This window comes from Streptomyces sp. BK239, from assembly GCF_004217285.1.
Taxonomy (GTDB): Bacteria; Actinomycetota; Actinomycetes; order Streptomycetales; family Streptomycetaceae; genus Streptomyces.
Genome location: NZ_SHKS01000007.1, coordinates 82,001 through 107,080, shown reverse-complemented (window position 1 = coordinate 107,080; position 25,080 = coordinate 82,001). Strand labels below are relative to the sequence as shown.

At 65.2% G+C, this 25,080-nt stretch carries 14 protein-coding genes and 2 pseudogenes; 6 read left to right on the top strand and 10 right to left on the bottom strand.

All coding sequences use genetic code 11. From position 1 onward, the window contains the following. Positions 1-8: 8 nt before the first annotated feature. Positions 9-1,058 (top strand): hypothetical protein, encoded by a 1,050-nt coding sequence (locus EV567_RS22245; protein WP_130442854.1) that lies wholly within the window; start codon positions 9-11, stop codon positions 1,056-1,058. A gap of 170 nt (positions 1,059-1,228) precedes the next feature. On the opposite strand, the gene EV567_RS27895 is transcribed toward EV567_RS22245, so the two are convergent. Beyond that, complete coding sequence (locus EV567_RS27895) at positions 1,229-1,390, bottom strand: hypothetical protein (RefSeq protein WP_165430450.1); 162 nt, start codon at positions 1,388-1,390, stop codon at positions 1,229-1,231. A 128-nt stretch (positions 1,391-1,518) separates the two neighbouring features. Then, positions 1,519-2,745, bottom strand: a complete 1,227-nt coding sequence (locus EV567_RS22240) for a beta-propeller fold lactonase family protein (RefSeq protein WP_242620958.1) — start codon at positions 2,743-2,745, stop codon at positions 1,519-1,521. A gap of 724 nt (positions 2,746-3,469) precedes the next feature. Here EV567_RS22240 and EV567_RS22235 point away from each other — a divergent pair. Continuing rightward, complete coding sequence (locus EV567_RS22235) at positions 3,470-4,621, top strand: site-specific integrase (protein ID WP_242620957.1); 1,152 nt, start codon at positions 3,470-3,472, stop codon at positions 4,619-4,621. 96 nt (positions 4,622-4,717) lie between these two features. On the opposite strand, the gene EV567_RS22230 is transcribed toward EV567_RS22235, so the two are convergent. From EV567_RS22230 to EV567_RS28300, 3 genes and pseudogenes are all read right to left on the bottom strand, one after another. Then, entirely contained in the window at positions 4,718-5,737 is a 1,020-nt protein-coding gene (locus EV567_RS22230; protein ID WP_130442852.1) for a hypothetical protein, read from the bottom strand. 53 nt (positions 5,738-5,790) lie between these two features. Further along, entirely contained in the window at positions 5,791-6,603 is an 813-nt protein-coding gene (locus tag EV567_RS22225) for a hypothetical protein (protein WP_130442850.1), read from the bottom strand. A 61-nt stretch (positions 6,604-6,664) separates the two neighbouring features. Then, positions 6,665-6,910: pseudogene (locus tag EV567_RS28300) on the bottom strand (hypothetical protein); the annotation flags it as partial. 618 nt (positions 6,911-7,528) lie between these two features. Between EV567_RS28300 and EV567_RS22215 the strand changes: the two are divergent. After that, positions 7,529-10,840, top strand: coding sequence for a class I SAM-dependent DNA methyltransferase (locus tag EV567_RS22215; RefSeq protein ID WP_130442848.1), 3,312 nt, complete (start codon positions 7,529-7,531; stop codon positions 10,838-10,840). A gap of 88 nt (positions 10,841-10,928) precedes the next feature. Here EV567_RS22215 and EV567_RS22210 read toward each other — a convergent pair whose 3' ends face one another. From EV567_RS22210 to EV567_RS22200, 3 genes are read right to left on the bottom strand one after another with little or no spacing between them, the layout of a single operon-like run. After that, the gene (locus tag EV567_RS22210) at positions 10,929-13,685 is read right to left on the bottom strand and encodes an RNaseH domain-containing protein (protein WP_130442846.1); all 2,757 of its coding nucleotides are present in this window, start codon (positions 13,683-13,685) and stop codon (positions 10,929-10,931) included. After that, on the bottom strand, positions 13,682-17,065 hold the full coding sequence (locus tag EV567_RS22205; RefSeq protein WP_130442844.1) for a hypothetical protein: 3,384 nt from the start codon (positions 17,063-17,065) through the stop codon (positions 13,682-13,684). Before EV567_RS22205 ends, EV567_RS22210 begins: the two co-directional genes overlap by 4 nt. Next, complete coding sequence (locus EV567_RS22200; RefSeq protein WP_130442842.1) at positions 17,062-18,255, bottom strand: hypothetical protein; 1,194 nt, start codon at positions 18,253-18,255, stop codon at positions 17,062-17,064. Before EV567_RS22200 ends, EV567_RS22205 begins: the two co-directional genes overlap by 4 nt. A gap of 1,338 nt (positions 18,256-19,593) precedes the next feature. Between EV567_RS22200 and EV567_RS22195 the strand changes: the two genes are divergently transcribed. Both EV567_RS22195 and EV567_RS22190 read left to right on the top strand, forming a co-directional pair. Beyond that, a complete protein-coding gene (locus EV567_RS22195) occupies positions 19,594-20,730 on the top strand; it encodes a site-specific integrase (RefSeq protein ID WP_242620956.1) in 1,137 nt (378 codons plus the stop codon). Positions 20,731-20,941: 211 nt separating this feature from the next. Beyond that, the gene (locus EV567_RS22190; protein WP_130443091.1) at positions 20,942-21,709 is read left to right on the top strand and encodes a transposase; all 768 of its coding nucleotides are present in this window, start codon (positions 20,942-20,944) and stop codon (positions 21,707-21,709) included. On the opposite strand, the gene EV567_RS22185 is transcribed toward EV567_RS22190, so the two are convergent. After that, positions 21,699-22,013, bottom strand: coding sequence for a hypothetical protein (locus tag EV567_RS22185; protein ID WP_130442840.1), 315 nt, complete (start codon positions 22,011-22,013; stop codon positions 21,699-21,701). The two genes, EV567_RS22190 and EV567_RS22185, sit on opposite strands and share 11 nt — an antisense overlap. 208 nt (positions 22,014-22,221) lie before the next feature. Between EV567_RS22185 and EV567_RS22180 the strand changes: the two are divergent. Then, positions 22,222-22,900, top strand: a pseudogene (locus tag EV567_RS22180) (transposase family protein); the annotation flags it as partial. A 23-nt stretch (positions 22,901-22,923) separates the two neighbouring features. On the opposite strand, the gene EV567_RS22175 reads toward EV567_RS22180, so the two are convergent. Then, positions 22,924-23,865, bottom strand: a complete 942-nt coding sequence (locus tag EV567_RS22175; protein ID WP_130442838.1) for a zinc ribbon domain-containing protein — start codon at positions 23,863-23,865, stop codon at positions 22,924-22,926. Between the last annotated feature and the right edge of the window lie 1,215 nt (positions 23,866-25,080).

The window sequence follows — 25,080 nt, the reverse complement described above, 5'->3', positions numbered from 1 at the left end:
GAGCCCGAATGAGTATCACCACCCCGCCGAGGCCGGTCGACGTGACCGCACTCTTCCCTCGACTGGCCCCGTTGGCGCGGACGGCGACCCGGCTGCACCCGCGGCCGGGGTCGCCGACCATGCACGACAGCTCCGTGGGCGGGCCGCTCCTGTGGCCCGCCGACGAGCCGTGGCCGTACTGCGAAGGACCGCACGATGAAGGCGCGGCGCCGGTCGTCCACTCACCGGACGACATCCGGCTTCTCCGCCGCGACCGCGCGGAAGCGACCGAACGGCTGCGCCGCGACCCTCAGGCGCCCGAGTGGACCCCCGAGGAACTGGAGACCGAAAGACGGATCAGCGCGGGCCGCCCGTGGTTCGACGGCCCCGTCCCGCTCCTGCCCGTGGCCCAGCTGTACACCCGCGACGTCCCCTTGCTCTGTCCGCCCGACGCCGACATCCTCCAAGTCCTGTGGTGTCCCTTCGACCACCCGGCCGAAGGGACGACCCACCCCAGGACCGCACTGTTCTGGCGCTGCTCCGCCACCGTCACCGAGATCCTCCGTACACCGCCCGAGCCGCCGATCATCCAGTTCGGCGGCTACCTCCCGCAGCCATGTCTGCTCTCACCGGAGCAGGTCACCGAATTCCCCAACCCCACGGAGTTGGACGAGGAGCTGAGCGAGCAGCTGGAGGACATGAGCCGTTGGGAAACGGTCGACCCGGCGCTGTACAGCTCGTACGCGGACGACCCGGAGGAGCTCTACCTCAACAACCTCTGCCACGCCCCCGGCTGGAAGGCCGGCGGCTGGACCCCTTGGGTGGTCGCCGGCCCCGTCGACCGCCCTTGCCCCGAGTGCGGCACCGAGCAGGTCCCGCTCCTCACCATCGCCTCCTGGGAATGGGACTCCGGCAGCGTGACCTGGACCCCCGAGGAGGAACAGAGGCACCCGGCGCCGCGGCGCCTGGGCGCGCACAGCAGCGACTTCACCCTGATCGACATCGCCGGCGGCAACAATCTCCAGCTCCACGCCTGCCCGGCCGACCCGTCCCACCCCCACATCGAGTTCATCCCGTGACCGGCGGGCCTGGAGTCGGTGGTTCGACTTCGTTTCCCGCCTGACCGAGTTCACCTTTCTGAAGGAGTTCGACGCCGACGCGACGGTCACCGCGCCCCACCACGACCGGTTGCCGACGCGGACCGCTGACGCCGGGCCGTCCCGCAGGGACGGGGCCGGCCTCAGCGTGGCTACGGGGTCACGGCCATCGCCGCCTTCGCGTTGGTGAGCTTCCCGGTGTCGGGGGCGCCTTCGGAGCTGACGGAGCGCGGCTCGTGGTTGGTGCCCGTGTCGCCGACGGCGAGCAGGAGTGTGGACTGCTTCGGGCAGCTCGCCCGTGGGACGGATCGCACCCTGGAGTGAGGCATCGGGAAGGCTTCGAACTGGGCGGCACTGCGCGCGATTGTTGCGGCCGGTCTCGCTACGGGGCCGGCGCCCCGGAGAGGTGTCTCCAGGGCGCCAGGCCACGGTGGCCGCTTCATTACACCGCGGCTATTCCCTCCATGCCGGACTCGGCGAAAGGAGGGAGTCCGGTGGCTGTGGTGACCTTGGTGAGGGAGCCGTTCCTGCCGATGCGGAAGCCGTCGACGGTGCCGGAGGTTCCGTTCTGCACGTACAGGAACTTCTCGTCCTGTGTCACCGCCAAATCGATGACGCCCTGGGAGATGGCGGACGGCATGGTGGCGATGCCCGCCTCGTTGGTCAGCGCGAGCCTGCCGTACCGGTCAGCGCGGTAACCGGTGACCGTTGAGCTGCCAGTGTTGCCGCCGTAGAAGAAGTTGCCGGCGCGCTCCAGCCAGCACAGCGTGTTCTGACCGTTGGCCAGGGGCTTCTGGACGACCTTGAGGCTGCCGTCGGCGAGCACCTTGTACGTACTGACCGTCGATTTCTCGGCTTCGGCCACGAGCATGCGGCCCGCCTTGTCGAAGGTGATCGCGAACGGCACGCCGCCGGCCGAGTCGTTCACCTTCGCCCGGTGGGCGGGACGTCCGTCGCGTCGCACCGGGAACACCTCGATGGTGTTGGCGGACTTCGTGGTGACGACCAGCTCACGGCCGCCCGGCGTGAACGCGACCTGGCCGGGCGAGCTGCTGAACAACGGCACCTTGTCGTTCTTCAGCCCCAGGGAGCGGTGTGAACCGCCCAGCGGCTCGAGTCCGTTGGCCGTGATCTTGAAGCCCTGGACGCTCCCCGTGCCTCCCGCGTTCATGACGTAGGCGAGGTTGCCGGACACCGCGATGGAGGAGGGGAAGTCACCGCCGGAGCGCACCACCCGTCGGTTCGTCAGTTTCTGTCCCTCGACCCGGAAGGAGGTCACGGTGCCGCTGCCCGCGTTGACCGCCAGCAGCAGGTGCGAGCCGCGGTCGTAGACGAGTGAGCCCTGGGAGGCGAGAGAGTCGGTGGGCGCGTCGACCTGGTCGCCGCCCTTGCCTCCGGTCGCATAGGTACCTGAGCCGGTCAGCTTGCCGTTCTCGTCGCGCTTGAAGACATGGATGGTGTTTCCGGCGAGCTCGTTGCCTTGTACGAAGACGGCGTGGTCGGCTCCCTGCTCGGCGTGCTTCGTCGTCGCGCCTTCGGACGGTCGGGGAGCTTCCCCCGCCGATGCGATCGCCACCGTGGTCGCGACCCCCGCCGACGCGAGGATGCCGGCCCCGGCGATGGTCATCCGAACCTGCGACTTCGACCTGCGCCTGGTATGCCTGCTCACGCCTGACTCCTCGTAGTGCCTCGCCGCCACCGACGGTTGGTGACGTGCAGAACCAGAGTTGCCTGTGGGGAGGGTGAGCTGAAGGTGTTTTGGTACCGCGTCAGCGTCTCGTAAGAACTTCGTTCCGGGGCGCTCGGTGGCGGTCCGGCCCTGCGGCTCGCACGCCACTGTGTGCACAGGTGGGACCCGGTGACCTGCTGCGCGGATGACCAACGTGGTCATTCGCCCCGACGGTCGCCATCTCGCTCACTTCTCGGCCAGCAGGCAGACGCCTGTTTGATCGCGCCGTCGTTTCACCCCCCAGCATCAAGGGCTGCTCGGGGCCGGGCCCGTGCCACCGAGGTTCCCGGGCCGGCGCGGAGTCGTCACGGCCGGCCGGCGACTCATCGCGCTCCGGGATGATGGCCTATCAGAGATGAGTTCAGTGTGACCCCTGGAACACCGGACGACAGCTGACCGGACATGCGACTCGTTGTACTCTCCGGAGACCGCCCTTGACCCGCATGAAGCAGGCAGGGAGCCGTCTTCCAGGAGTTGAAAATGCTGCGCACCATGTTCAAGTCCAAGATCTAGCGTTTGGGTGTTTTCGCAGGTCAGAGCCCTGATCGCTGCCCCCGGGTCAGCAAACGGTCAGCATCGGGTCGGATGGTGTCCGGCGTGCTGACCTGCACCTGTGGCAGGGGCCTCCTGCGCTGCCCATTGCCCTGCTCGGAAGGCTTGATGCGTGGCTCGACAGCTTGCTCGTGGGATGGGGTCGTTCTTCAAGGAGTGCGGTTGTTCCAGGCCGACCCGTTGCCCGCACCCGTACACGATTCGGTTCCGGGACGCTCTCGGCAAGCAGCGTGAAGAGGCTGGCTACGAGACGCAGGACGACGCGATCGAGCGTCTCACGCAGATCTACGCGGAGAAGAAGACAACGGCGCCATCCGTCGCCGAGGTTCGCCGCGAACTCGGTCAGCAGACGATCGTGGAATACGCGAAGCAGTGGCGGCCGCGGCAGCGCAAGATGACGGAGTACTCGACGGGATGGCACGTGGACAGCTCCATCAACGTGCACATCATTCCTCGTCTCGGGTCGCGGAAACTGAATTCGGTTACGCCCATCGTGGTCGAGCGCTTCCTGGATGAGTTGGAGGCGGACGGGGTGGGGCGCGGAAACCAGGTGAACATCTTCCGTGTCCTCAAGGCGATCCTCCGGGACGCGTATGGCAAGGGTGCTATGGCGGACGACCCTGTGAGGGGCGTCCAGGAACCGGAATACGTCCGCGAAAAGGTGGTCATTCCGTCCCTCGCCTACGTGAAGAAGGCGCTGGCGGCCGCTGACGAAGATCTCGCGCTTGAGATCGTCATGATGGTGGGCTGCGGCTTGCGGAACGGGGAAGCCCGGGCAGTGAACGTCAACAATGTCGTGGCCGACGACGTCTACCGGGTGCACGAGCAGATCCACTCCAACACGCACAGGCCGGCGAAGCTGAAGCACCGCAAGGCGGGGGAGTTCCGGGAGGTTCCCCTGCCGCGCTCGGTGCGGGAAGAGATGGAGCGGTACGAGAAGAAGCGCGGCACCACGAAGGAGGGCTATCTGCTGCGCGGTCCGAGCGGCTACTACACGGAGCCGATGGAACGCCGCCGTGTGCAGAAGCTCTTCAAGGACCTGCCCGCGGAGGACGGTGTCGGCATGTACGGCTTCCGGCACTACTTCGCCTCGAACGCCCTCGGAAACGGGATACCGATCACCGACGTGGCGGAATGGATGGGCCACAAGTCGATCGAGGAGACGTATCGAACCTACCGGCATCTGATGCCGGGGAGTATCACCAAGGCGGCCCGCATCCTGGACGCCGGCCTTGGGAAGCAGCCTGAACCATCCCGCTGGTGACAGCTCGTGCCGGACCGTCCGCTCACATCCGCATGCATAAGGGTACGTGGGGCCGTTTCCCAGGCTCATGTGACTGAGATGTGCCCTCGCGCGCCTCTAGCGCAGCACGTCCACGAGGGTTTCGCACAGGGCCTTGGCATCGTCCAGCGCGCTGCGGCACATGGTTTCGGTCAGTACGAGACGCTGCCCGATCTGCGCGGATGAATGAGGCACCTTGATCAGGTACTTCTCGTCCACGATGCCGTCGTTATGGGTGAAGACATGTCGAGCGGCCCACGTTTCGAGGAGGCGCTGCCACGTTTGCGAGCCGAGGGTGGTCCGTAGGTCGGGGAAGCCAGCGGCGACGATCAGTTCGGCCATGTGGTCGAGACGCTGGAAGATGGCCCCCTTGCCGTTGAGGAGGCTGTCCGCGTTCGGCACGGCCGCGCGGAAGAGGGAGGAAGCCAAGGCTTCCACGACTCCTACAACGTTCTCTACGGTGTCGACCCAGTTGCGCGTGAACACTCCCTGCTCCCGGAGCAGTGCCTTCGCGTCCGTGGGCAGGGCTTCCAACGCGTCCAGGCGGGCGGTATCGGCCTGGAGGGCGTCGAAGGCGACCGATGCGGCCGGTAGTTGACCGCACACGGGGCAGTATCGGTGTTCCCCGAAGACAGCGTAGTCGTTCTGGCATCCCGCGCAGGTTCGGACACGGACGAGTTGCTCCTCGTCGATGCCCGGCAGCGGGCGGGGGTAGATGGGCTGCGACCTATAGGAGAAGGAGATGCTGCCACCGCGCGAGCTGCGTACCAGCCCGCCGAACATCTTGTCCAACTCCTGGCTGACCATCTGCATGGCGAAGTCACCTGCGGCGCGCATGAGGCGATCGCGCTGCTGCTCGGTCATGAACTCTGAGTGCTCCGCGGGGTGTCCGCAGTAGACGCACCAGAGGACGAGGTTGTCGGGTAGCGCCTCGTACTGATGAACGTCCATGCGGAAGACCAGCGAACACTCCGGGCACTGACGGCCGAAGAACCCGTTGTCATCGGAAGGAATGCTGACCCGCATCTCGAACGACTCGCCCTGACGGCCGACGAGTTCGGCACCATCGGCCATTCTGAATCTGCGGTGGTCGCGCATGAGCTGATTGTTCCCCTCGGTGCTGACAGTGGCTTCTGTGCGTGCGCCGCTGGTCAGCGGTGACAGGTGATGCGTTCCTTGAAGAGGCCGAAGCCGCGTTGCATCATCGCGACGGTGCGGTCTGTGGCCCAAAACAGCACCTTGGGAGAGCTGGTGATTTGTGCGAGGACCAGGCGCCCCTGGGTGTCCACGATGTTGCGCTCCAGGATGCTGAGGGTGCCGTAGATGTCGCCGTGTGCCAGCGAACTGCAGCTGCTCCACACGACTTCGGCTTCGGCAGAGCCCATGAGAGTCAGGGCTCCCGCTTCCCGCACGATTTCCGAGTACGTCGCGGGCTTGAGGACCCTCTTGGCGTCGGTTGGGTCTGTTCCCGCCTTGATGACGAGGTCGGTCAGCTGCTGCATCCGTACGTCCAGCGGCCGCCTGGGCTGTTGATGGAGCAGTGCGTTCATGCGGTCGGAGTTCTTGTTCTCGCCGGCCTGCATGCACAGTCGCCGCTGCACGCGGACGAGACGCTGGTTGGGCCCGAGCATCCATACGGCGCGGGCGCTGTTCTCAAAAGCGCCTCGCAGCAATGAGTACTGTCCGTGGGTGTGGAGCGTGATCGACATCGAGTTGTCCCGCGGGTCGTCCGCGAACGTGGAGCGGAAGCAGTGGAGGTGGTCGACGGCCACGCCCAGAGCGTTCCAGGCGTTGTGCGACACCTGGTAGGGGTCAGTCTTGGCGTCGTCCCCGGCCAGGGCGCTTCCGGGCTGCACCTGCCACTGCCTGGAGTCGGACTGGGTGAGGCTCTCGTACGGCCTGGCGCTGTCCAGCAGTGCAAGGGTCCGTCTGAGGTATTGATCTTCCTCAGTGGTGGTTGTCACGACTTGAGGGTATGGGTGAAAGTCGTACTAGTGCACGTGATTTACGTATCTTGCCTAATCGTCAAGTCGGGATGACCGGGGCGGCTAGATGTACGAGCGAGGCCGCCCCGGGAGCGATTTCCGTAAGAATGGTCAACGCCTTTTTGGTCCTGTTGTCGGCAAGCCCGGCGAGGTACCGCTCTGCGTCGAGTGCGGCCTGGCAGCCACTGCCAGCGGCCGTGATGATCTGGCGGTAGGTGTGGTCGACGACATCGTCGGCGGCGAAGGCACCGGGGATGTTGGTGCGCGTGGAGGGCGAGACGACCTTGCTGTTGGCCGCAGTGCGGTTCGCGTCCCTCCGGCCTGAGAGTCGGCCCGAACCCTGAGCCGCAGGTTACAGCGACAGTGGCAGGCGGGTGATCTCTGCGCTGCCGTTCACGGAACCGTCTGCGTGACGAGTCTGCGATCGGTAGCGTTTCCTCCTGGTCGTGGAGGGCGCCCGGGAGGACTCTGGAAGAGTTGTCCTGACCCACGTGATGTTGCCGTTGCCTCACCTGATCTTAGTGGATTGGCATCTGGTTCCATATGGGATTGCTAGTCCCGTCTCAAGGGGTCGAAGGTCATTGCTGGTGCTTTGCCGGGGCCGGGTTACGGGCTCTTGTCGGCACCCAAGGATGCGAAGGGAGGAACCACTCGGCCCGGCATGACGGAGCGGCTGGCGCGGCGGCGCGGGATGAAGCGGTGGGTGACGGGTGGGCGATCACATCGCGCGCCCGGTGACGTTGTACCTGCGCATCGCAGCTTATTGGCGCGGTCATGCCAGATTGCGGAGTCCATGTGCCCGCCGGCTGCTGCTGGGGGAGCGGCAATGGCCGATTGGCGGGAGCGGGCCGTCACGGTGATGCCCTCTGCGTAAGATCAATGACCGTGTGAAGATCGGCCCTGGGTGCAGGAGGGGCCGGGGGGTCGGAGGGGGAACGCCATCAGCGAATCAGGGACGCAGCTTTCCAGGCATATCTGGTCGCTCACGGATCTTCTTCGCGGGGACTTCAAGACATCTGAGTATGGCAGCGTTGTATTGCCGTTCACCGTGCTGCGGCGCTTGGATTGCCTGCTCGACCCCTCGCGCCAGGAGGTACTGGGCACCTCGGCCAAATTGGCGGACAACGGTGCATATCCGGACTCATTCCGGGAGGTTGCGCTCCGCCGCGCCTCCGGCCATCCCTTCTTCAACACCAGTCGCTACGCCTTGGACTCTGTCGTCGCCGACCCGAGCAACTTGGAGGCGTTGCTACGTGGGTACGTGCGCGAGTACTCCGAGAACGTCAGAGACGTATTCCAGCGCTTCGGGTTCGACCGCACCATCGAACGGCTGCACCACACTGGGCTGCTGTATGGGGTCGTCCGCCGGTTTCTCTCGCTGGACCTGGGGGCCTCCCTTTCTGCCCGCGACATGGGGTTCGTGTTCGAGGACCTCGTACGGCGCTCGGCCGACACGGCAGGAGGGACTGGCGCAGACGAGCACGTCACCCCCCGTGACGTCGGCCGACTGATGTCTGCACTACTCGTGCGGCCCGATCAGCAGGAGCTCGCGCTGCCCGGCGTCCTCCGCACGGTTCACGACCCGGCCTGCGGAACCGGGGGACTGCTCGATGAGGTGGCCGAGTGCATCGAGTCCTCGAACGCCGAGGCGCACGTGTCCCTGCACGGCCAGGAGATCAACGCCGAGACCTGGGCCGTCGCTGGCGCCAATATGCTGATGAGCGGGCGCGACCCGGCGCAGATCCGGTTCGGGAATGTGCTGCGGGACGACCTCTTCGGCCACGAGCGCTTCGACTACCTGTTGGCGCATCCTCCGTTCGGTCTTAGTTGGAAGACCGCCGAATATCAGGTCCGTGCCGAGCATGAACTGGGCAATATGGGGCGCTTCGGCGCGGGGCTGCCGCGTCTCAGCGACGGGTCACTGCTCTTCCTCCAGCACATGCTGGCGAAGATGAAACCGGCGGACGCCTCCGGTGGCGGTGGAAGCCGTGTTGTTGTCCTCTTCAGCGGCTCTCCGATGCAGGGCGGAGCCTCTGGCTCGGGTGAGTCCGACATCCGGCGATGGATCGTTGAGAATGACTGGCTCGAGGGCATCGTCGCCCTGCCTGGCCAACTCTTCTACAACACTGGCATCAGCACGTACCTCTGGGTCCTGAGCAATCGCAAGAAGCCGGCGCACCAGGGCAGGGTGGCCCTGATCAAAGCTCAGGACCACTGGCAGAAGACGCGGCAGTCATCGGGCAGCAAGCGGAAGTATCTCGGCCCCGATCAACTCGACAAGATCGTCCGGCTCTACGAAGAGGCGTTGTCGGCTCCGCTCGGTGGATCCCCCCGCGACCAGGTGAATGTCGTGCGGAACGAGGACCTGCTGTACCGGCAGATTGTCATTGAACGCCCGTTGCGTCTGCGCTTTGAACTCACCACCGACGCCTTGCACCAGCTTTCCTCCCTGCGACCGATCCAACGAGGGGGTCACCCCGAAAAGCTGATCGGTGCGCTGCGTGGGTTGGTCGGCACGTCTTGGGCCACCAGCGCCGACGCCTTCTCGGCACTACGAGGCGCAGCTGCGGCCGTCGGCCAGACCTGGCCGCGAGGTGCCGCCTTCGAAAGAAGCGTCCGAAACGTAATTGGGGTGCGCGACGATCAAGGAGAAGTACAGCAGCGCCGCGGCGTGACGGAACCTGATCCGGAGTTGCGTGACTTGGTCGTCGTGCCGCTGCTGGACGACCCTGATGCGTACTTCCGCACGGAGGTGCTACCCCAAAACCCGGACGCCTGGCTCGACCACGCGAAGACCCGTCTTGGCTGCGCCATCCGGCCCTCGCTCTTCTACGTCGCGGAACTCGACGGGGCGTTCGGACCGTTGCGGGCCTTCGCGCAGCTGGAGACGGAGCGTGTCAAGCTGCGTCCTCCGCAGCGAGGCGAGGCGGAACACATCCCGCCCAAACACCTCACGGCGTCCCACCTGCACAGTGTCGACTCGGCCTTGGAACTGCCAGATGCGGAACTGGATGGCTCCGAACTGACACCATGCCTAGGTGGCGACTTGGTCGGGCGCCCCGGTAACTGGCGCCTCTTGCCTGCAGGGTTCGGTGACGCAGTCACTCGGCTGTTCGTGCTGCACCCCACCCAGGGGAGCGGGCGTGGGCTATGCGAATGGCTCAACTCCCGTAAGGGAAACGCGGCTTACCCACAAGCCCGAGAACTGCTCGACACGCCCGTACCGGTGGAGCTGGTCACTGCTCTGGAGGTCGAGGATCTTCTCGCAGAGGTGCAGGAGGGTCGTCATGCGCTGAGAATGGCGACGGAGGGCATCTTGCCGAACGTGTTCGCCGGCCCCGAGACACGCGTTGCGGAGATCCGTCAGTCCATCCGGTTCGTCGCCCGCGAGGCGCGCCTCGCGGGACAACTGGTGCGCCCCTTCGACGACCCCGTGTGGCGTGCGGAGGCTAGCTATCCATTTCATGTCGCGGCTCTCGCGCGGCGTTACCGTGTGAGCACCCACCCAGCCGAGCGGAAGGACGGACTCCTCAAGCTCGGTGAAGGAACGGCGCGCACCCTGGGTATCCTCGCCCTGCGTGAGCTCATTGTGCACCACGGGAGTTTCACTAGCGCTCTACGCAAAATGTTCAGCAACGGGGCGACGTTTGGCACCTGGACCACGCTCATTAAGAGATTCACGGATGAGGTCACAACTCCTCAGCTTCCGGAACTCGTCGCACTCCGTGAATATGGCGTCACTCAATCGCTTCTGAAGGACATCAAGGATCTCCGTAATAATTCCCACCATGCTCACGGAGTGCGCAGCAGTCACGAACTCGACGAGGACGTCGAAAAGCTTGAACCCTATGTGGTATCGGCTATCAGCTCATCCAACTGGTTGTCGAGCACCGACTGGTTTTGGGTAGAGCGCTGCGAATACCTCGATGATTCCTCCTTCCAGGCTGTGGGTCTGAGGCTGCGCGGGAGCCATCCGAGCTGGGAGCCGTTTAGCCGATCGATCAACCACCCTCTGCGGCCGGACCGAATCTATGTCGACGGCACTCCGCCGGGCGTCCCAATCGATCTATGGCCATTGGCGATGGTCAGCTTGTGTCCGGACTGCCGCACGCGAGAGCTGTTCCTGCTGAATAAGCTCTCCAATGACACAGCGGTTCTGCGTAGCTTGGAGGAGCACGAGTTGACAATCCCGTACCCCAACCAAAACCAGAACTGAGCTGGTGAATGCGTCTAGTTTGAGGTGTGTGCCTTGAACTATGTGTGCTTGCTGGGAGGAGAAATCGGCCGCGCGTGAAACTCGCTGTTCACGGATGGTCGCCGGATTCGTTGTTTTCTGGAGTCTGCGGCGCCGCCTCCTCGCAGCTGCGTCGCCAGTAGGGGTGGTCCTTGTCGATCTGTCTTGCTAGACGAAGAGGTGTGGGCTCGGTCTGTCGACCATCCCAACTGACGCCCTGGTTGGTGAGTACGACGCCGACTTTGCCGATGAGATCTGCATCGGCTGCCTCGGCCGCGAGGATGACGGTGAGGCGTACTGCGGTGTGGGCGTATCCGTTCTTTCCTTGCCGTGCTGTCGCCTGCGGGGCGAGTCGGGTGTATTCACCTCCGAAGCGGCCACCGGGACCAGCGGCATATGTGCGCGGGACGTTGATGAGGAGGAAGTCGGGCAGGTAGGTTACACCGTCGTCCGAGACAAGCTGGAAAGGACTGTTGGTGGTGCCGGTCCGGCGCCATTGACCGTCCTTGCCGTAGACGTAGGCGCCGGTGGGGCGGCCGATGCGTTCAAGTTCGGTGATCGTGCGCACCACTGCCAGTGGGCGCTGTGCCCGCGGAAGGCCGTGTCCGGGCAGCCACGAGGCTGGTCGTGGGAGGTCGCTGGTGGGCTGCTGGCCGATGTTCTCGTCTCGAAGGCCGGCCCAGATGTACTCGGTGGTGTCGCCGTTGACGTAGATGACCATGGGCCCTGGTTGGGGCAGTTGGGTTCGGGCTGCTAGCAGAGCGGCCTCGGTGATCTGTGCTGCGGCGGATGCTTGGTGGCTCTCGTCGCCGACGGTTTCGAAGTCAGAGACGTCGAGTCCGAGTTCAGTGGCGTGCACGGCGAGGCGGGTGTGGAGGTAGGGGGCCCATTGGGAGGTGACGGGCGAGTAGGCCCACATGGTCCATGGTTCGCTGGGGCCGCCGGCGGGGCGGATGGCGGTGAGCGTGGTGGTGATGGGGGCGGGTTTGGTGTTGCGCTGGCCGTACTGGCGTGGCTGGTTGTGGCGTCGTACGTGGATGCCGATGTGCCACCAAGGGTGCAGCGGGAGCGGGCCGAAGGCCGCGCCGAGGCGGTGGTCGGCGAGGCCGAGGCCGCGGAGCATGTCGCGCAACGAGTTCTCGGTTGAGTTGGCGAGGCCCGACTCCCGTGCTGCGGTGGCCTTCTCGATGTATTTGGGGGAGCAGGGCTCGCCGTTCTTCTTGTGCGTGGGGACGGGGGCAGGGGCCTGCTTGATGTACTGCGATGTGATACCCATGCGGGCCAGCGCGGCTTTCGAAGGCCACTTGCCGTCTTCGGCCTCAGCCTGTTCCTTCTCCTCCGGACTGGCGAACTTGCGGTCGGGATCCCATTGGGTCTCGCACAGGGCTGCGATCGTCAGTCCTGGCGCGCGATGTGGAGCCAGGAGGGTCTCGAGCTGCTGTTGGCGGTGTGCTGAGGATGCGGGGCCGTGCGTGAGCGCACCGGCTTTGTCCTCCAGGAACAGCAGGTGCACACGGCCCGGGATCACATCGGGCACGACGGTGTTGTCCGGTGCGACGAAGTCGTCCCGGAGGTTCCACTGCCGGGCGATCTCGCGCTGGAGGCGGGCACGAACCTCATCCGTGTGCCACAGCACCACGACCAGGACCGTGTCGAGCTGGGCAGCGTCCATGGCGGCGGGCAGGTGTTGGGGAAGGATCGGGCCGCTGATACGGATGCCAGTCTTGCCCGGGGGAACGGAGAGGTCCGGCACCTCGACATACAGCGGGCTGCGGGATCGGTAGCGCTCGCAGTATTCGTCGATGTGCTCCTCGATCCGGCGGAACATCTCCATCCCGTGGCCGCGGCCGAGGCCGGGCGTGACGACACTCTTGGGAGCAACGGCCCGCACCGTGCTCAGTTCGGCATCGGGCGTGATGGCCTGTTCGTCCAGTGTCTCGGGGAAGGGCGGGACGCGTCGGTTCAGCCGGGATAGGCCGGCGAGCCGTCGGCTGGCGGCGACGGCGGGCACGTTCAAGCGACGCTGCCATGCAGGTCCATCAGTCTGAGCGGCGACCGCGAGCGGCTGCTCGGGGTTGGAGAGCAGGACGGTGGCGACGCCGTACCACCGGTTGGCCAGCAGTGTGGTGACGGCGTTGATGGTGACTGCGTGGCGTGAGGAGTGTCCTGTGGCTGCCGTGCCGATCTTGATGCGGGGCAGGAGGCGGCGGATTCTTCCCTGGGCATCGGGTGCGCTGGGCAGCTCGTGGCCGATGGCAGCGAGCGTGCCGTCCGTGCACAACGTGAAGCGGACCGGATCGTTGGAGCCGAGCTTCCAGTCGATGCGGGCCAGATCCTCGGCCAGGCGCCAGCGGGCGAGTTCGCCGGGCCACCAGCTCAGGGTGCGTCGTCCGGCCACCGGGCGCGGGAGGTCGGGGTAGGGCAGGAGCGGGGCCCGGGCGACCAGCTCGGACAACTGCTGGGCGAGCTGTCTGCCGTGCCCGTCGGAGAAGATCGCTTCGCCCCAGTACAGGAAGACGTCATAGCGGTCCTCGGCTGTCATCTCTGCGCCGGTGATCAGCTGCGCCTGCCCGTCGTTTACGTCCCAGCGTGCCCAGTCACCGAGAACGGCCCGCAGGATGGCCTCCAGGGAGCGGTACGGGGGCTGCACGCCCTTCTTCTTGTCACCGAAGCGTTCCTTGTAGGCGCTGCACAGGTCGCACCAGAGACCAAAGGCCGTCGGGCCGGGGCGGTAGGCATAGACGGTGCCCAGGACGTTGGCGTCGGTCCGGTATTGCAGGAGGCCGGCGCGCTTGCGGGTCTCGTCGCCGGGGGGACACGGGTTCATGCGGCAACTCCGAAGTGGTCGGGGTATCCGTCCCGCAGGCCGGCGCGCAGCTGGGGGGCCTGGGCATAATCGAGGAACTCTTCGGCGGTGTACCCGTAGGTGCGGCCGGTGCCGGCCAGTTCCTTGGGGGTGTAGCTCGTGTACAGGTCGCGCACCAGAGTGGGCAGGTCGCTGCCCCAGGTGGTGTCGTGGAAGGCGCCGTCGATGAAGTGCAGTTCGACGTGCGTCTGGCCCCGCCTGCCGCGGCCGGCCAGTTGGATGCACTGCCCGAGCAGGGTGGCGATCAGCTCACTGCGGAGATCGTCGGGGAGGGCGGTGAACCGCTTGGGGGCCGCGAGGATAGCCCACAGACGCTGCCGGGCCATCTTGCGGACCGCGGCGAGGCGGACTGCAGGAGAGCCTTTACGGGGGGTGGAACGCCAGGCGCAGGAAGCGATGCTGGCGGCCAGGACGGGCGGCTCATCCACCGGCATGACCGGGCGAATGGCGAGTCCGATCAGCGTGATCGCCGACTCCCGCTTCCCCGACGGCGCCGTGGTCAGAATGTTCAGGCCCCGCTCGGTGCGCGGAAGCGGTGAGATGAGGACGTCCCCGCCTCGGTCGGCGAGCTGCGAGAACTGGTCGCGGGTGACCAGGCTGACCGCGTCGGGAACCGGCGGCAGGTCGGGGTCCTCCTTGTCGGGGGTGGCGACGCAGATCTTCAGCTTGCGGCCCAAGGCCAGCGCGGCTTCGTACAAGGCGGCGGCGAACCAGCGTGCCTGTGCGTAGGAGTTGACGGCGATCAGAGCCCGGGCCCGATGTGCGGTGACCGGGTCAGCGGCCAAGCGGGCTAGGTCTGCGATGAGGGCAGGCGCGTATCCGCTGGCCAGTGCGGCGACGCGTTGGGCGCGTTCGCGGTAGGGAGTGCTGCCCACCGCCAGGGTGCGCTGGTCGATGACGGGGGTGCTTCGAAAGATGACGAGGCCGCCCTGTTGAGCGTCGGGCATTGTCCACTGAGGTTCGGCTAGCAGGTGTGTCCGTGCGGCCCGGGGCAGATATCCGGTTGCTGACATGCCCAGGATGACCCTGCGGTGGCCGGCGAGGGCCAGCGACACGATGTCGCCGAGGTAGGCGGTCTCGGTGTGCGGATCGCCGCGCAACACCTCCATGAGCAGGCGGGGCTTTGCCGTGGGGACATCCAGGCCCTCGAACCGGAATCCGCTGATCTGCTGTCCCAGCGGGCCGAAGGGAACGATGTTGCCGGTGTCGCGGTGTCCGACCGCATCCGCCACCGCTGAGGCGGCGTCGATGCCGTGACCAGCCAGCTCACCGGCCCGATCGGCGAGATCGAACACGGTGTGGTTCAACGCGCTCAGCCATGCCTTCATCATCACCGCGTGGAAGACCCCAACGGCGAGGACCGGGGCGGACAGCTCCTGGCGCTTATCGCTGCGGCTCTTCTGCTCGGGATGCGGTGGCGCTTCGTGGGCCTGCTGACCCGTGTCCCTCTTCTTGCGTTCGCGGGCCTTGGCGAGCTTGGTGACGGCCTTCTCCACGATTTCACGCAGCAACTCCTTGGTTTCATCGAGTTCCCACTGACCGCCTTCGTCAATACTGAGCATCCGCTCCAGCACGTTAGGGATCTGCCGCAGATGGTCCGGCAACACAGCAGCGGAAACGCGGTCTTCCGGACGGGCAGCGACAGGTGGCAGCAGGGCCTGCAGCTGGTCCATCTGCGCGATGGAGGCGCTGTCATCGACCTCTACACCGATGAGATCTTCCAGGAGTTCGCGGTCCCAATGATGCGGCTGATACCAGCGCCGGCGGTCGCGGAGCACCTGCCGCATCCGTCGCGGGTCCTGCCCGGAGGCCAACGCATGCGCCTGGTACGTCTCCGTGCACACCTCGCCACTGCTGGCCAGGTCCAAGAGCTGCTCGGAGAGGAAGACGGCCCGAGTCAGCGGTCCCCGCGCCTCCAGCCGCAGCCGTTCAGGGGCACGGTGCAGGTTGTCACGGATCTTTCGCATCATGGTGTTCGGTTCGCTGACCGACGCCAGCACCAAGCTCTGCGACGATTCGAAGCCATGGGACTGGTAGGCGTCGACCTCATCAATGATCACCAGGTGGGAGAGACGCAGCAGCGTCTCGCGCACGCTCACCTGACGACGCAGTTCGCCGTCCACGATGACGGGGACCTTCACCATGCCGCGCTGGAAACAGGCATGCGTCGTCACGATGATCTGGGCCGAGCAGGCAGCCCGGATATGGGAAAACTTGTCACATCGGTTCACGAATGGGCACAAGGCGGCACCTTGGGGGCCGTCGGGGTCCGTATGACGCAGGCTGCTGCACGGCTCCCGCCCGTCACCGAAGGCGTCGCGCCCCTCCAACTGCGCCCTAACCGCGCAGCCATAGCCCGACTCGGCCAGGCGTTCCATGAGGTCGGCCGGCATCTGGGAGAGGGCAGTGTGCTCGTCGACCGCCTTGTGCGCGATCTGGAGTGTGAACTCGTGGCGACTTCCCGGCGCGATCAAGGGCGTCACCGCCACATCGAGGCTCAAGGCGGCCAGCTCCCGCCGCAGCGTGGCCACCTCGCCGAAGACGTCAGCGTTGTCGCTGACCAGCAGGGTGACTGTGTAACCGTCCCGGGCCAGCTGCTTGGCCTGGGCGCGGGCGAACACATTTTTTCCCACACCCGTCGGTGCGCTCAGATGACGCATCAGCCCGGGGTCCATCAGCACTGCGGACTGCGGAAGTTCCCCTCCCCCCATCGTGCCGCTCAGCAGAAGCCCCACCTGTCGCTCCCGGAACGGATCGCCGCCCATTCCGACGTCGGTCTTGCGTGTAAGCCAGCTCAGTACGTTCGGGTTGATAGGGATCGGGCCGGTCGCGTCGACCGTGGTGATGACGGGCGGGTTGTAGGGCATAGCGGTGGTCTCGAAGGCCAGCTGCAGCGGACCGCGGGAGCTGGTGGCGACCCAGCCGCCACCACTGGCCACGCGGATCTGGACCTCCCGGTCCGTGGGCACGAGCAGCCGATCCGCCGACTCCAGCGGGTCCTGGCCGTGGCGCGGGTAGACCTCCACCATGCGCCAGCCATCTCGGGCCCCTGCGGTGTAGCGGTAGAAGACGGGATCTTCCCACTGCTGGTCGAAGCACTTGCGCACACGGCGTTGTACCGACGTCAGATCGGCCTCGCCGCGAGACCGCTGAGCGACTAGCCGTCCGATGCGCTGCTGCTCGGGGTACGTCAGCGAGTCCCATTCGGGCCACACCTGTGCCGCCTGCCCTGACATCAGCACGTGGGCGTCCTCCAGCCGGACGACTGCACGGCCTGCGTCGTCCTTTGCCGGGAAGTAGTGCTCAGCTAGCGCGAGAGCCGCCGCGAGAGTCCGGCTCATGCCGCGCGAACCTCCACGACGAGATCCAGGTCCGTGATCACCCTCGCGCCGAATGGGCCTAGCACCCGGTTGAGCACAGCGGTGTATCCGCGTAGATGCTCGGGGATGACCACGGTCAGACCTGAGCAGCCCTCCGGATCCGCGCGCATCTGCTCCGCGATGCCCTGTGGGTCAGCCCAGGTCTTGACATCGACACGCCAGGTGATGCCGTTCTTCGTGATGTGGAGGTCGTAGCTGTCGCCGAACGGCCACAGGCGAACATCTGCGCCTGCGCCGTGAACAAGCGCCTCCAGGTCAATCTCCAGCAACCCGGGGATCGTGATCCACTGCCACAGCCCGTACGACAGAGCGATCCACCCTTCGACAGGGCGGAGTTCGGGCTTCTCCCGGATCTCACCCAGTGGCTTGAGCCGCCACTGTCCGTCGTCCGACTCCATCTTGAAGCGCGCACCCCGTTGGCGATGACGCTCGTCCTCACAGGCCAACTCCGCGCTGTGGCGGCCTCGTGGCGTTGCCCGCATGGTCCACTTACACAGCGGACATGGCGCCCACTGGCTGGCGAACTGCCGGACGGGGGAAATGCCCGTATACACCCCCAGGTCCGTGAGAAGGGCATAGCGAGACAGGGCACGCCGTCCAAGGACGGGCTCGTTCACCAAGGTCCTGCGGCCTTCGGTGTAGGCGGCGAACCCGGCCTGCTGCAAAGTGCGAAATACGGCGTGCTGCACCGCCTCGGCCGCGATGCGAGCCAGCCGCGCTCCTGGCGGAAGCTTCCCCAGGGCTCGCAGCACACTGTGAAGGTGCCGCAGATCAGCCGAGAGACCAGGCACCTCGTGGGCCTGACCGGACGCTTCCATGATCAGACGCGTCAGAGTGGCCGTGGCGGTGCCGTCATTCTCCAGCAGACGCACCTCCCAGATCTCTGACCACGACGCAGGCCCCGGCAACAATGCGCCAACGGGAGCCGACTGCAACTGGTTCAGGAAGGCAGGGAACGAAGCTGCTTTACCGAATACGCCCCACGACCGCGTATAGCGGCCGTGACACTCCATCAGGAGGCGCGCACGACCCCGCGCATCCCCCTCGCGGGTGCACAACGTCATTGCTGCGATCACGCACGCATCAAGAGCGTCGCGCTGGCATTGATCCAGCTCATCGATCTCGGCTGGCGTTGCTTCGAGGGCAAGCATCTGTGAACGGTCCTCGATATCGTGCGCGGCGGCTGTGTCATGGATCCCTGCTAGAAGGCGGGTCGCCCTTTTACTGCGCTTCTATCAAGTTTGTGCGTTTATGCGCAGGAAGCGGGGCCGCGGCAGTGAAAATCTCTCCAAGGCTCGAGGGAGCGAAGAGATCGCCGCTCAGTCGCCCGGAGGGGTCCAACTGGCGCGCCTCACGTGCGGCGTCGGCAGGGCATTCGCCCACGACAGACTTGAAAGAGCCCCAAAGGACTGCAACCTCCTCCGGGACCATGTCAACGTACAACGTCCCGGAAAACACCAGGTCAGCAAAGGGGTATGGGCTTCGGGCGGGCAGCGCGCCAGCCAGTCCCACGACACCCGCAGCCCGCAGCCCGCGCCACTCGACCTCGTGATGAGCGCCCCACCCCACGGATGCCCACCTGTCGAACCGGCTGCGCCTCGCCGCTCACCAACTTGCTTCCCACCACGCCGACCTGCACGGCTCGCACCGCATGGACGAGACCTGCTGGGTGTCGGGTAACTGTCGGAAAGCCTTCCTCGGAACCGTCCGGCGATGACGGTCCCGGCTTAACTTCCGGGTCGGCTCCGGCAGCCAGCCCTACCTGCACGAGGTGGAGGCGACCGCGGGCGAAGGCGGCCGCTTCGAGCTAGGAGAGAGCGAGGTCCGCGCGGCCGCCAGCACGCGGGCAGCTGGCGCCTCCTGGGGGTGACCCACGCCCCCACCCATCCAGATGCTCCCTAACCCTTACGGAAAGCGCGGCCGGGGCGCGACCGAGAGGAGGGCGGGCACTGCGCTTCTCGTAGAGCCTCCTGCGCCGACGGCGACAACTGTTGTGCCGCGTCCACCAGCTCACTTTGCGGCCGATACCTCGCGATTGCGTGCTGAGAGGCCGCCCATTTGCCTGATGCATCATCAGGTAACTCAGCAACTGATCAGCATCAGGCCCTGAAAATTCCGAAACGGCTGCCCGAACAGATGCCAGATCAGCGCTGTCACGGCAGCCAGGCTCTCGTAAAAGTGCAGGTAGAGAGCGTAGTCGTGAGAGACAACCGATGTTCCTCGACATCTCGAGTTCGACGCGTGCCCGTATACAGTGAACGACGCCCCTGACCTGCAGGAAGCTGGCGGGGAGCCGTCTTCTACGAGTCCAAAGTGCTGCGAACTTTGATCAAGTCCAGGATCTAGCATTTGGACGTTTGTACAGGTCAGGAGCATGATGGAGGCCACTGGTCAGCATGCGTCGCAGCGGCGTCTCCGCTTGCTGACTTCCTGCCCGCTGCGCACGCGCGGGTGCCTGATCACTGACTTGCGCTCGGAAGGTTCGATACGTGGCCCGACAGCTCGCCCGCGGCATGGGGTCCTTCTTCAAGGACTGCGACTGTGCCAAGCAGACTCGTTGCCCGCACCCGTACACGATTCGGTTCAGGGATGCTCTCGGCAAGCAGCGAGAGGAGGCCGGCTATGACACACAGGACGATGCAATCGAGCGCCTCACGCAGATCTACGCTGAGAAAAAAAACACGGCGCCATCCGTTGCCGTGGCCCGCCGCGAACTCGGGCAGCAGACGGTCGCGGAATACGCGAAGCAGTGGCGGCCCCGGCAGCGCAGGCTGACGGAGTACTCCACAGGCTGGCACGTGGACAGCTCCATCAACGTGCACATTGTCCCCCGTCTTGGATCGAGGAAGCTTAACTCCGTCACGCCAATCGTGATGGAACGCTTCCTGGATGAGTTGGAGACCGACGGGGTCGGACGCGGAAACCAGGTGAATATATTCCGGGTCCTCAAGGCCATTCTGCGGGATGCCTATGGCAAGGGGGCCATGGCGGACGACCCTGTAAAGGGGGTCCAGGAACCGGAGTACGTCCGCGAGAAGGTGGTCATCCCATCCCTCGACTATGTGAACACGGCGCTGACCGTCGCGGATCACATCCTCGCCCTCGAGATCGTCCTGATGGTGGGCTGCGGTTTGCGAAATGGCGAGGCACGGGCGGTGAACGTAAACAATGTCGTGGCGGATGACGTCTACCGGGTGCACGAGCAGATCCACTCCAACACACACAAGCCGGCAAAGCTGAAGCACCGCAAGGCGGGAGAGTTCCGGGAAGTTCCTCTGCCACGCTCGGTGCGGGAGGCGATGGAACGATACGAGGAGAAGCACGGAGCTACGAAGGATGGATACCTGCTGCGTGGCCCGAGCGGTTACTACACAGAGCCGATGGAACGTCGGCGTGCGCAGAAGCTCTTCAAGGGACTCCCTGCAGCGGACGGTGTGGGGATGTACAGCTTCCGGCACTACTTCGCCTCGAACACCCTCGGAAACGGAATACCCATCACCGACGTGGCTGAATGGATGGGCCACAAATCCATCGAGGAGACGTATCGCACCTACCGGCACTTGATGCCTGGGAGCATCACGAAGGCGGCTCGCATTCTGGACGCAGGTTTGTGGGAAGCAGCTTGATTCGACGCTGAGGTCAGCAGGTTCTTCGTCTGCAGTGGTACAACTCGCACGGCTTCTTGAGAAGGGCAGACGTGCGATAAGTCGCCTTGGGTGGAGTGTTGACCCGCGTATGGTCCGGATCCTTGTCTTGATGGAGGCCGGATGCTGCAATTTCTCGCCTCGCTAGAGGTTGTCCCGTAACCCGTGTGGCGGTTGCTGCGTTGCCATGGACATGGGTGGGGTGATCTCAGCGGATGATCCGAAGTGGATCGAGCCGTTCTCCGGGCTGTCCGAGGTGCAGTTCGCCAGGCTGGTGGCGTTGGTACGGCGCCGTGGCGGTGATGTTCAGCGCGGCCGTCCCTGGCGACTGCCGCTGGAGGACCGGGTGCTGCTGGTGGCCACGTACTGGCGCACGAACCTCACATTGCGGCAGGTAGCGCCGCTGTTCGGAGTCTCGAAGTCCGCGGCGGACCGCATTCTCGATCACCTCGCACCTCTGCTGGCCATCTCGCCGGCCCGTCGACCGCGTAAGGACACCGTCTATATCGTCGACGGCACCCTGGTGCCCACCCGCGACCGCAGCATCGCCGCTTCCAGCAAAAACTACCGGTACTCGACCAACCTGCAGGTTGTCATCGACGCCAACAGCCGCCTGGTCGTGGCGATCGGGATCCCGCTGCCTGGCAGCCGCAACGACTGCCGGGCCTTTACGGAGTCCGGTGTCGACCGGGCCTGCCGCGGCGCCCCGGTCATCGCCGACGGCGGCTACCAGGGCACCGGCCTGCTCATCCCGCACCGCAAACAACGTGGCCAGACGCATCTCAGCCCGCAGCAGGAGGCGGAGAACGCCGTCCACCGCCGGGCACGCGCCCGGGTCGAACACGCCCTGTCCCGGCTGAAGAATTGGAAGATCCTGCGCGACTGCCGACTCAAGGGCACCGGCGTTCACCAGGCCATGCTCGGCATCGCCCGACTTCACAATCTCGCTCTCACGGGATGAGCTGGCTCTGGTTCACAGCGAAGGTGTCCCGTCCATCCGGCGTCGTGACCCCGTCCGGTGACGTGGAAATAGTCACGACTCCGTCGCCGGCCGTCGCCTCGATATCGCCCTCGACCTCGCACGCCACCGTGACCTTCACCGGGTAGACCGAGTCGGGAGCCAGCTCAGCGGTCTGCGCGAAGACCGAGCTCTTGTCGATCAAAGACCAACGTTGGCCCGCAGCGTCAACGAACTGAACCTCGACGATGCCGGGAAGCGGCTCGTCATCCACCCAACGAACCGCTTCACACCGCAGCTCAGGCACTCAGGCTCCCGTCCTAGGTCCGGTCCCCAGCTACAACGAGCGCCAGTATGCCTGAGACCTCGGGCCTCGTTACGGGACAACCTTTAGATGAGTGAGCTTCTTCGAGGTGGCCACCGATCGGGTGATGGTCTGCGAGCCGCAACGAGCGAGGCCCCCGGGCTGTTGATCGAGATGTCTGACGTCTCAATCACATTGCTCGGGGGCCTCGTTGGTCATCCATCCTGCCGCACTCGACCTACCGCATGCGCTCGTCGAGTGGTCACCATGCTGATTGTCACCCGTGAGGGCGACCGGCGCTGCAAGCTCCACCCGTCCCAGCGCGCGGTGGCACTGGTGTACCTGCGCGAACACACCACTCTGGCGAGGATCGCCGCCGGGTTCGGGATCGGCGAGTCCACCGCCCACGCCTACACCAGCGAGGTCGTCGACCTGCTCGCCGAACGCGCACCGGGCCTGCTGAAGACGCTGGCGAGCATGATCCTGACTTCGTCCTCCTCGACGGGACTCTCGCCGAGTGCGACCGGGTCGGCGACGGCCGGGCCGACTATTCCCACAAACACCGGCGCTCACGGCGTGAACGTGCAGGTTGTCACCGATCCCGGCGGCCGGCTGCTGTGGCTCTCGCCCGCCCTGCCGGGCCGCACCCACGACCTGACCGCTGCCCGCACCCACCGGATCATCCGAATCTGCGAGCGCCAGGGCGTTCCCATCGTGTCCGATCTCGCCTACCAGGGCGGCGGCCCCTGGCTGACCACGGGCATCAAACGCAGGCCCCTGCAGGAACTCACCCCCACCGAGAAGACCCGCAACCGTGCCCTGCCGCGACACGGGCACCCGTCGAACGCGGCGTCGCCCGCCTGAAGTCCTGGAGGATCTTCCGCAGATCCGATGCTGGGGCTTCGGGGCTGGATCAGTTCCCGGTCGCCGACTCGGGATCCCGGACAGGTATGGGCCCAATGCCGGTGATTGTTACTAGCCGAGGAGGTCTGCTGCTCTGAAATGGGCTGCTTGCGCCGGACGCCTTCACTTCGTCCTGTCCTGTCAGGTACAGGTTGCACAGATCGCAGTACAGGATGTCCATGCTCCTTGGGACGGTGTCCCCGGACGGCAGAATTCTGACCGTGGCGGGACCCCCGCATGCAGGGCAGTCGACTGTGGCCAAATGGAAGTAATGGCCACCTGCGGGCACCTCGTCCAGCCATCTTGCATTGAGACCTGGATCGAACCTTGGTACGTGTGGTTCAGACGCTACCAGTACTAGCGCCCTTACATCCTCGGACAATCCCCTGAACTTGTCCTCGAATAGGTGCCTGGCCTGGTCGATCCGGATTTGTACATCCCGGCGGATCTCATCGAGTTGCTTGTCGACGGCCACGATCACTGCTCTTGACCACCGGCCCCAGAACACACGGAAGCTCGTGCCGATGGCCGTCAGCAAGATCGCGACAGTCTCGGCGAGCGTGGGGAGGAGTGTCTTGGCCTCATCGCCGACGGTCGTGTGGGCAGTGCCGTTACGCAGCTCGATCAACAGGTCGAGCTGTGAGTCGGAAGGGAGGACGCTCATGCGCCGAAGGCGCTGGATGGCTTCCTTCGCGCCGACGGTGCGGACCTTTGCCGTGTCCAAATCCAGGTCGCCCCCGAAGTACAGCAGCAGGTCCGAATTGCCGTTACGCATCTCGACCAGATAGAGCGGGTTTCTCATGACAAGGACGGCCTTGGCGAGCCGCTCGACGGCGACACCGGCGTGCAGGGCAAACTCGTCGTACTCGCCGCGCCCATGATCCTCCATGGCCTTCTGGGCGGCCCTACTCGCACCTTCGAAGAAGCTCTCGAACGAGAGCGAATCGTCCATGGACGGACGGTAACCGCCCCTGAGTTGGAAGGCGATGGGTTATGCGCGAACCGTAAGTTGTGGAGGGAGTGCCACCTGAAGAGGCAGAGTGGGTGGGCAGGCGATGGCCGCCATATGGGCTGCTGGTATGTGCCTCGGCGGCGGCCACGTCACCGTGTCGCCGACAGGCCACAATGGATGGAACATGGGATGAGTATCGAAAGGCGCGAGAATTTGATCTTCGTTGAGGGATCCAGCCCGGACTAGCTGAACCAACAACCAGCCGATCCTCAGCGTCGATAGATATGTCGGGTCGGTGGTGGGGGATGGCCAGCTGTACTGAGGGCACACGAATTCGACCATGGCCGTACCCTCGTCGTCTCCCCAGGGCTCCATGGCGCCAATTCTGGCGATCATGAAGCGACTGGGCTCACGATCGTGATATAAGGCGGCACAGTCCTTCAGTGGCAGCGACTCCAACCTGGGATGCCTGTTCTGGCCCGCGAACATGAACATGGTCTTGAGAGACCAAGAGGCCAGTGCCTTCTGGTCCTCTGTGGTCAGGTCGACCGTTCGTCCGTTGATCAAGTTGGGCAGAAACGGGCGAACCTCATGTTCGAGACCGTTCATCCACCCGTTGTTGCAGGACGCGCAAACGATCTTAACTGTGGCGTCATAGGCCGATGCGAAGTGTTGAATCCGGGTTGTCTCCGTCTCTCTCACGTGGAGAGCACTAGAGCCGTCGGACGCCAACGCGGACTTGAGCCACTTGGGAAGTGTGTGCTCCTTCGTAAGTGGAGTGGCGCCACAGAAGACACAGGTGCGAGCCATGGCGACGACGATATCGCCGCTTGTACTACAGGGGCGATCGAATTGGTGAACACAGCCCCGGGGCGAGCCAGCCAGGGACCTCCTGGGATTGTGGGCCAACACGACGCTCAGGCGGTGCGGTTGAGCTGGAGGAAGGAGCTGGCCCGCATGATGGTCGCGGTCGTGTCCGAGATGCGCTGAACCCGTCGGAACTGCAGTGTGCCTACTGTGGGCGAGGTTGCCATCGTGACCAAGACTTGGAATGCGACCTGGGTGTGGCGGCATGTAGTCGAGTATGTGTCCACGTCGGTGTTGAGGCCGGAGACGCCCGTCCGATCGGACCAGCGCAGCACACAGAGGGGACGACGGTCCAGTCGAACTCGATGTCCCTCGTGGTCCCACCCGAGAGCTGTACCGAGCTGGATT

What these genes read in the sequence shown, in the direction of transcription:
- EV567_RS22205 (WP_130442844.1), bottom strand. Translation starts at nt 17,065, where the DNA reads ATGAGCCGGACTCTCGCGGCGGCTCTCGCGCTAGCTGAGCACTACTTC.
- EV567_RS22175 (WP_130442838.1), bottom strand. Translation starts at nt 23,865, where the DNA reads ATGGACGATTCGCTCTCGTTCGAGAGCTTCTTCGAAGGTGCGAGTAGG.
- EV567_RS22200 (WP_130442842.1), bottom strand. Translation starts at nt 18,255, where the DNA reads ATGCTTGCCCTCGAAGCAACGCCAGCCGAGATCGATGAGCTGGATCAA.
- EV567_RS22190 (WP_130443091.1), top strand. Translation starts at nt 20,942, where the DNA reads ATGGGTGGGGTGATCTCAGCGGATGATCCGAAGTGGATCGAGCCGTTC.
- EV567_RS22245 (WP_130442854.1), top strand. Translation starts at nt 9, where the DNA reads ATGAGTATCACCACCCCGCCGAGGCCGGTCGACGTGACCGCACTCTTC.
- EV567_RS22210 (WP_130442846.1), bottom strand. Translation starts at nt 13,685, where the DNA reads ATGAACCCGTGTCCCCCCGGCGACGAGACCCGCAAGCGCGCCGGCCTC.
- EV567_RS22230 (WP_130442852.1), bottom strand. Translation starts at nt 5,737, where the DNA reads ATGCGCGACCACCGCAGATTCAGAATGGCCGATGGTGCCGAACTCGTC.